The sequence below is a fragment of the Pseudomonas sp. Xaverov 83 genome, from assembly GCF_019352905.1.
In the GTDB taxonomy this organism is placed as follows: domain Bacteria; phylum Pseudomonadota; class Gammaproteobacteria; order Pseudomonadales; family Pseudomonadaceae; genus Aquipseudomonas; species Aquipseudomonas yamanorum.
This window is the reverse complement of the sequence record NZ_JAAAFU010000081.1, coordinates 229,876-237,643: the sequence shown is the minus strand read 5'-3', so window position 1 is coordinate 237,643 and position 7,768 is coordinate 229,876. Positions and strand designations below refer to the sequence as shown.

7 protein-coding genes are annotated in these 7,768 nt (G+C 61.5%); 6 read left to right on the top strand and 1 reads right to left on the bottom strand.

The window, feature by feature from the left end; translation table 11 throughout:
- Window positions 1-75: 75 nt before the first annotated feature.
- On the bottom strand, window positions 76-789 hold the full coding sequence (locus tag K0H47_RS27375; protein ID WP_063032950.1) for a tellurite resistance TerB family protein: 714 nt from the start codon (window positions 787-789) through the stop codon (window positions 76-78).
- Between the two features lie 168 nt (window positions 790-957).
- Between K0H47_RS27375 and K0H47_RS27370 the strand changes: the two genes are divergently transcribed.
- The 6 genes from K0H47_RS27370 to K0H47_RS27345 all read left to right on the top strand — a co-directional run bounded on the left by K0H47_RS27370 (window position 958) and on the right by K0H47_RS27345 (window position 7,628).
- Entirely contained in the window at window positions 958-1,869 is a 912-nt protein-coding gene (locus K0H47_RS27370; protein WP_003209548.1) for a LysR family transcriptional regulator, read from the top strand.
- A 133-nt stretch (window positions 1,870-2,002) separates the two neighbouring features.
- Window positions 2,003-3,460: a gamma-aminobutyraldehyde dehydrogenase gene (locus K0H47_RS27365; protein ID WP_219273921.1), complete on the top strand. Its 1,458-nt coding sequence runs from the start codon at window positions 2,003-2,005 to the stop codon at window positions 3,458-3,460.
- A gap of 72 nt (window positions 3,461-3,532) precedes the next feature.
- Window positions 3,533-4,684 carry a putative ABC transporter substrate-binding protein YdcS gene (ydcS, locus tag K0H47_RS27360; protein ID WP_063032952.1) on the top strand — a complete coding sequence of 384 codons (1,152 nt, stop codon included), beginning with the start codon at window positions 3,533-3,535 and terminating at the stop codon, window positions 4,682-4,684.
- A 179-nt stretch (window positions 4,685-4,863) separates the two neighbouring features.
- On the top strand, window positions 4,864-5,898 hold the full coding sequence (locus K0H47_RS27355; RefSeq protein ID WP_003209551.1) for an ABC transporter ATP-binding protein: 1,035 nt from the start codon (window positions 4,864-4,866) through the stop codon (window positions 5,896-5,898).
- A 1-nt stretch (window position 5,899) separates the two neighbouring features.
- A complete protein-coding gene (locus tag K0H47_RS27350) occupies window positions 5,900-6,829 on the top strand; it encodes an ABC transporter permease (RefSeq protein ID WP_063032953.1) in 930 nt (309 codons plus the stop codon).
- Complete coding sequence (locus K0H47_RS27345; RefSeq protein WP_063032954.1) at window positions 6,819-7,628, top strand: ABC transporter permease; 810 nt, start codon at window positions 6,819-6,821, stop codon at window positions 7,626-7,628. The genes K0H47_RS27350 and K0H47_RS27345 overlap by 11 nt, the downstream gene beginning before the upstream one ends.
- Window positions 7,629-7,768 lie beyond the last annotated feature (140 nt).

The window sequence follows — 7,768 nt, the reverse complement described above, 5'->3', positions numbered from 1 at the left end:
CGGCTTTTCCAAAGTGAGCCGCTGTAAGAGCGGAACCATAAGTCGCCGTTACCTAAATAACGGATATGTACACAATCAAACCACCACAGCCTGCCGCACCTGCTTCTCCAGTTCAGCCTTCAACCCAGGCTCCAACTTAAGCTGCCGCGCCAACTCATCGAGATACGACTTCTCCATGAAGTTCTCCTCATCCACCAACATCACACTGGCGATATACATCTCGGCAGCCAACTCCGGAGTGCTGGCAGCCCGAGCCACATCCGCCGGATCCAGCGGCTTGTTCAGTTCAGCATGCAACCACTGCTGCAACTCACGATCGTTATCCAGCTTCAAAAACTCCCCTTCGATCAACGCCCGCTCCCGCTCATCCACATGCCCGTCAGCCTTGGCCGCAGCCACCAGGGCCTTCAAAATCCCCTGGCTATGTTGCTCAACTTGCGCCGGCGGCAGGCGATCAATGGTCTGCGGCTCCCCCTGAGGCGCATTGGCCTGCTGCGCCTGCCAGTTGCCATACGCCTTGTAGGCAATCACACCAAGCGCCGCCAACCCACCGTAGGTCAGCGCCTTACCGCCAAACTTGCGGGCTTTCTTGTTACCCAGCAACAACCCCATGGCACCGGCCGCAAGGGCCCCACCACCGGCACCGCCGAGCAAGCTTCCCAACCCGCCGCCGCCCAGCAGGCCGCCAAGGGCACCTTTGTCATCTGACTTGCGCTGCCCGCCAGCCTTGTTCTGCAACATGTCCTGCCCGGATTTGAGCAGTTGATCGAGCAATCCACGGGTATTCATTCACAGCCTCCAGAAACTAGGGTTCACAGGACCAATAGGCCCCCAGCGTAAAACTAAGTGCCAAAAACCCCCGATCTAGAGTGCTTCCAGATGTAACGCGCTTACCCCTCAATTAAAACGATATACACTCGAACAAATCTATAAAAACACCCCACTGGTAATTCCAGCATGATGACCTTGCGTCAGATCCGTCACTTCATCGCCGTGGCCGAGACCGGCTCGATCTCCGCCGCCGCCCAGACCGCCTTCATATCCCAGTCCACCCTGACCCTGGCGATCCAGCAACTGGAACAGGAAATCGGCGTCAACCTGTTCAACCGCCACGCGAAGGGCATGACCCTGACCCACCAGGGCCACCAGTTCCTGCGCCAGGCCCACCTGATCCTCGCCACCGTCGACAACGCCAAGCGCAGCCTGCAACAGAGTACCGACCAGGTGGCCGGGCAATTGATCATCGGCGTGACCAGCCTGGTGGCCGGCTACTACCTGGCGGATTTGCTCACGCGCTTCCAGCGCGCCTATCCCAATGTCGAAATCCGCGTGATGGAGGACGAACGCCCCTACATCGAACACCTGCTGGTCAGCGGTGAAATCGACGTCGGCGTGCTGATCCTCTCCAACCTCGAAGACCGCCACGCCCTGCAAACCGAAGTGCTCACCCACTCGCCCCACCGTTTATGGCTGCCCGCCCAGCACCCGCTGCTGGAACACGACAGCATCAACCTCGCCGACGTTGCCCGCGAGCCGCTGATTCAACTGAACGTCGATGAAATGGGCCACAACGCCCAACGCATGTGGACCGGCGCCGGATTGCAACCCCGCGTCACCTTGCGCACCGCCTCGACGGAAGCCGTGCGAAGCCTGGTCGCCGCCGGCCTCGGCGTGTCGATCCAGCCAGACATGACCTACCGCCCCTGGTCCCTGGAGGGCGACATCATCGAAGCCCGGCCGATTGCCGACCTCAGCCAAACCCTCGATGTGGGCCTGGCCTGGCGCCGGGGCACGGCGCGCCCGGCGTTGGTGGACCCGTTCCTGACGGTAGCCCGCGAACAGCCCCACCCGCGCAAGCCATCTATTTAATCGAATGCTGCTTTCAGTATTTAGTATTTGTTGACCTCGCGCCTGACCTCTAGTCTCTGCTCATCCCATAAGAGAAGGTCAGGCGCCTCGTAAGAGAACAGCCATGACCACACAAGAAAAGAGATCGCGAAAAATGTCTGGCGCGCCCACACCGCTGCTCACTGCGTTGCTGATCGACGGCGAACTGGTCGCAGGCGAAGGTTTTGTCGAGCCGATCATCAACCCGACCACCGGTGAAATCCTCACCCATATCGCCGAGGCCAGCACCGAACAGGTTGAAGCCGCGATTCTCGCCGCCCACCGCGCCTTTGCCGGTTGGTCGCGAACCACGCCCCAGCAACGCTCGAACATTCTCCTGGGCATCGCCGATGCCATCGAAAAACAGGCCGACTACCTCGCCCGCCTGGAATCCCTGAACTGCGGCAAACCGTTGCACCTGGCACGCCAGGACGATTTGAGCGCCACTGTCGATGTGTTCCGCTTCTTCGCCGGTGCCGTGCGTTGCCAGACTGGGCAGCTCAGCGGTGAATACCTGCCGGGCTACACCAGCATGGTGCGCCGTGATCCGATTGGCGTGGTCGCCTCGATCGCGCCCTGGAATTACCCGCTGATGATGGCCGCCTGGAAAATCGCTCCGGCCCTGGCCGCCGGCAATACCCTGGTGTTCAAGCCCTCGGAACATACGCCGCTGTCGATCCTGGCCCTGGCGCCCGTACTGAGCCAGCTGTTGCCGCGCGGGGTGATCAACATTCTGTGTGGCGGCGGCGAAGGGGTCGGCAGCCATTTGGTCAGCCACCCGAAGGTGCGCATGGTGTCGTTGACCGGCGATATCGTCACCGGGCAGAAAATCCTCCAGGCCGCCTCCAAGACCCTCAAGCGCACCCACCTGGAACTGGGCGGCAAGGCTCCGGTGATCGTGTGCAACGACGCCGACCTGCAAGCCGTGGTCGAAGGCGTGCGCGCCTACGGGTATTACAACGCCGGCCAGGACTGCACCGCCGCGTGCCGCATCTACGCCCAGGCGGGCATTCACGACAAGTTGGTGGCCGACCTCGGCGCCGCCGTCAGCAGCTTGCGGTTCGCCGGCAAGCGCGATGCCGATAACGAACTCGGCCCGCTGATCAGCACGCGCCAGCGCGACCGTGTGGCCAGCTTTGTCGAACGCGCCCTCGGCCAGCCGCATATCGAACGCATTACCGGCGCCGCCGTGCATTCCGGCGCGGGGTTCTTCTACCAGCCAACCTTGCTGGCCGGTTGTAAACAGAATGATGAAATCGTGCAGCGCGAAGTGTTCGGGCCGGTGGTCACCGTGACCCGCTTCGACGAACTGGAGCAGGCCGTGGACTGGGCCAACGACTCGGAATACGGCCTGGCCTCCTCCGTCTGGACCCAGAACCTGGACAAGGCCATGCAGGTGGCATCGCGCCTGCAATACGGCTGCACCTGGATCAACAGCCATTTCATGCTGGTCAGCGAAATGCCCCACGGCGGTTTGAAGCGCTCGGGGTATGGGAAAGATCTGTCCAGCGATTCGCTACAGGACTACAGCGTGGTGCGGCACATCATGGCGCGCCACGGCCAGCATCTTTAAAACAACAACTACGCTCACGCACCACCTGCTGCAAAAACTGCCCCGACCATAATTAAAGAAGAGGGAACCCCCATGTCTGCGCACAAGACCGCACTGCTCAGTGCCCTGACCACCGCGCTGCTGGCCAGTGTCAGTATCCAGGCCGCCGAACCGCTCAAGGCGGTCGGCGCCGGCGAAGGCCAGTTGGATATCGTCGCCTGGCCCGGCTATATCGAACGTGGCGAAAGCGACAAGAACTACGACTGGGTCACCGGTTTCGAGAAAGAGACCGGCTGCAAGGTCAACGTCAAGACCGCCGCCACCTCTGACGAGATGGTGAGCTTAATGGCCAAGGGCGGCTACGACCTGGTCACCGCATCCGGCGATGCCTCGCTGCGGCTGATCGTCGGCAAGCGCGTACAGCCGATCAACACCTCGCTGATTCCCAACTGGAAGAACATCGACCCGCGCCTGAAAGATGCGCCGTGGTACGTGGTCGGCCAGCAAACGTACGGCACGCCGTACCAGTGGGGCCCGAACGTGTTGATGTACAACACCAACGTGTTCAAGACCGCGCCCACCAGCTGGAATGTGGTGTTTGAGGCGCAGAACCTGCCGGACGGCAAGCCAAACAAAGGCCGTGTGCAGGCCTATGACGGCCCGATCTACATCGCCGATGCGGCGCTGTACCTCAAGGCCACCAAGCCGGAACTGGGCATCCAGAGCCCGTACGAGCTGACCGAAACCCAGTACAAGGCCGTGCTCGACCTGTTGCGCGCCCAGCAACCGTTGATCCACCGCTACTGGCATGACACCACCGTGCAAATGAGTGACTTCAAGAACGAAGGCGTGGTGGCCTCCAGCGCATGGCCGTATCAGGTCAACGGCCTGGTCAACGAGAAACAGCCGATTGCCTCGACCATTCCGAAGGAAGGCGCTACCGGCTGGGCGGACACCACCATGTTGCACGCCGAAGCCAAGCACCCGAACTGCGCCTACAAGTGGATGGACTGGTCGCTGCAGCCGAAGGTCCAGGGTGACGTGGCCTCGTGGTTCGGTTCGTTGCCGGCGGTGCCCGCCGCGTGCAAGGAAAGCGAACTGCTGGGTGCCGAGGGTTGCAAGACCAACGGTTTCGACCAGTTCGAGAAGATCGCCTTCTGGAAAACCCCGCAGGCTGAAGGCGGCAAGTTCGTGCCGTACAGCCGCTGGACCCAGGATTACATCGCGATCATGGGCGGGCGCTAAGCACTCCCTAGTTGATCGTTCCCACGCTCCGCGTGGGAACGCAGTCTGGACGCTCCGCGTCCGCTTTTAACGTCGTGACGCAGAGCGTCACAGGAGGCGTTCCCACGCAGAGCGTGGGAACGATCACCTCTACCTCCGATTTAATTTTTACAAGACGCGCCTTTTTGGAGCACCGCACCATGACGCTTGCAGTCCAATTCACCCACGTTTCCCGTCAGTTCGGCGAAGTGAAAGCCGTTGACCGGGTTTCCATCGATATCCAGGACGGCGAGTTCTTTTCCATGCTCGGCCCTTCAGGCTCGGGCAAAACCACGTGCCTGCGCCTGATCGCCGGGTTCGAGCAACCGAGTGCCGGCTCCATCCGTATTCACGGCGAAGAAGCTGCCGGTTTGCCGCCCTACCAGCGGGACGTGAACACCGTGTTCCAGGATTACGCGCTGTTCCCCCACATGAACGTGCGGGACAACGTAGCCTACGGCCTGAAAGTCAAAGGCGTGGGCAAGACCGAACGCCTCAACCGCGCCGAAGAAGCCCTCGGCATGGTCGCACTCGGCGGCTACGGCGACCGCAAGCCGGTGCAACTCTCCGGTGGCCAGCGTCAACGTGTGGCCCTGGCCCGTGCGCTGGTGAATCGCCCTCGCGTATTGCTGCTCGACGAGCCACTGGGCGCTCTCGACCTGAAGCTGCGCGAGCAGATGCAAAGCGAGTTGAAGAAGTTGCAACGCCAACTCGGCATCACCTTTATTTTCGTCACCCACGACCAGACTGAGGCGCTGTCGATGTCCGACCGCGTGGCGGTGTTCAACAAGGGCCGCATCGAACAGGTCGACACCCCGCGCAACCTGTACATGAAGCCCGCCACCACCTTCGTCGCAGAGTTCGTCGGCACCTCCAACGTGATTCGTGGCGAGCTGGCGCAACGCTTGAGCGGTAACCCGCAGCCGTTCTCGATCCGCCCGGAACACGTGCGTTTTGCCGAAGGCCCGCTGGGCAGCGGCGAGGTGGAAGTCAGCGGCCTGCTGCATGACATCCAGTACCAGGGCAGCGCCACCCGCTATGAACTGAAACTGGAAAACGGCCAGGCCCTGAACATCAGCCAGGCCAACAATCAATGGCTGGACACCACCGCCGGGCATCAGGTCGGCCAGTCCATCACCGCGCGCTGGGCGCGGGAAGCCATGACCCCGTTGACCGATATCGCAGGCGAGGTGTGACATGAGCCTGGCCCTGTCCCACCCCCCGATGCGCAGGTTTTCCAACCTGCTGTACAAGAAGCCCAACCTGTACCTGTCGTTGCTGCTGGTGCCGCCGTTGATCTGGTTCGGTGCGATCTATCTGGGTTCGCTGCTGACCTTGCTGTGGCAAGGCTTCTACACGTTCGATGACTTCACCATGGCGGTCACGCCGGACCTGACCCTGGCCAACTTCGCCGCGCTGTTCCAGCCGTCGAACTTCGACATCATCGTGCGCACCTTGAGCATGGCGGTCGTGGTGTCCATCGCCAGTGCCATCGTCGCGTTCCCCATCGCCTACTACATGGCGCGCTACACCACCGGCAAGACCAAGGCGTTTTTCTACATCGCGGTGATGATGCCGATGTGGGCCAGCTACATCGTCAAGGCCTACGCCTGGACCCTGCTGCTGGCCAAGGGCGGCGTGGCGCAGTGGTTCGTGCAGCACCTGGGCCTGGAGCCGGCGCTGCAATTCATCATGGGCATTCCCGGCGTGGGCGGCAGCACCTTGAGCACCTCGCACCTGGGGCGGTTCATGGTGTTTGTGTACATCTGGCTGCCGTTCATGATTTTGCCGATCCAGGCCTCGCTTGAACGCCTGCCGCCGTCGTTGCTGCAAGCCTCGGCCGACCTTGGCGCCAAGCCGCGCCAGACCTTCATGCAAGTGATTTTGCCGCTGTCGGTGCCGGGGATTGCGGCGGGTTCGATCTTTACGTTCTCGCTGACCCTGGGGGACTTCATCGTGCCGCAGCTGGTGGGCCCGCCGGGTTACTTCGTCGGCGGCATGGTGTACGCCCAACAAGGCGCTATCGGCAACATGCCCATGGCCGCTGCATTCACCTTGGTGCCGATCGTGCTGATCGCGGTTTACCTGTCCATCGTCAAACGTCTGGGGGCCTTCGATGCACTCTGAAAAAGCTTCGTGGAGTCTAAAAATCGCGGCCTGGGGTGGGTTGGTTTTCCTGCACTTCCCGATCCTGATCATCTTCCTCTACGCCTTCAACACCGAAGAAGCCGCGTTCAGCTTTCCGCCCCAGGGCTTCACCCTGAAGTGGTTCAGCGTGGCCTTCTCGCGGCCGGACGTATTGGAAGCGATCAAGCTGTCGCTGCAAATCGCGGCCATCGCCACGCTGATTGCGATGGTGCTCGGCACCCTGGCCTCGGCGGCGTTGTATCGCCGGGAGTTCTTCGGCAAGCAAGGCATCTCGCTGATGCTGATCCTGCCGATTGCGCTGCCAGGGATCATCACCGGTATCGCGTTGCTGGCGACCTTCAAGACCCTGGGGATTGAACCGGGGATGTTCACCATCATCGTCGGCCACGCGACCTTCTGCGTGGTGATCGTCTACAACAACGTGATCGCCCGTTTGCGCCGCACTTCCCACAGCCTGATCGAAGCCTCGATGGACCTCGGTGCCGACGGCTGGCAGACCTTCCGCTACATCATCATGCCCAACCTCGGCTCGGCGTTGCTGGCCGGCGGCATGCTGGCGTTTGCGCTGTCGTTCGACGAAATCATCGTCACCACCTTCACCGCCGGCCACGAACGCACCTTGCCGCTGTGGCTGCTCAACCAGTTGAGCCGACCACGGGATGTGCCGGTGACCAACGTGGTGGCGATGCTGGTGATGATCGTGACGATGTTCCCGATTCTCGGTGCCTATTACCTGACCCGCGGCGGCGAAAGCGTGGCCGGTAGTGGCGGTAAATAACTGACAACACATTGCCACTGACGGAATGAGATTCAAATGTGGGAGCGGGCTTGCTCGCGAAAGCGGTGTATCAGTCACGTGATGTATCAACTGAAAGACCGCATTCGCGAGCAAGCCCGCTCCCACACTTGAACCGGTTT

Coding starts and splice junctions, on each gene's coding strand:
- K0H47_RS27375 (WP_063032950.1), bottom strand. CDS start 789: ATGAATACCCGTGGATTGCTCGATCAACTGCTCAAATCCGGGCAGGAC.
- K0H47_RS27370 (WP_003209548.1), top strand. CDS start 958: ATGATGACCTTGCGTCAGATCCGTCACTTCATCGCCGTGGCCGAGACC.
- K0H47_RS27365 (WP_219273921.1), top strand. CDS start 2,003: ATGTCTGGCGCGCCCACACCGCTGCTCACTGCGTTGCTGATCGACGGC.
- ydcS (WP_063032952.1), top strand. CDS start 3,533: ATGTCTGCGCACAAGACCGCACTGCTCAGTGCCCTGACCACCGCGCTG.
- K0H47_RS27355 (WP_003209551.1), top strand. CDS start 4,864: ATGACGCTTGCAGTCCAATTCACCCACGTTTCCCGTCAGTTCGGCGAA.
- K0H47_RS27350 (WP_063032953.1), top strand. CDS start 5,900: ATGAGCCTGGCCCTGTCCCACCCCCCGATGCGCAGGTTTTCCAACCTG.
- K0H47_RS27345 (WP_063032954.1), top strand. CDS start 6,819: ATGCACTCTGAAAAAGCTTCGTGGAGTCTAAAAATCGCGGCCTGGGGT.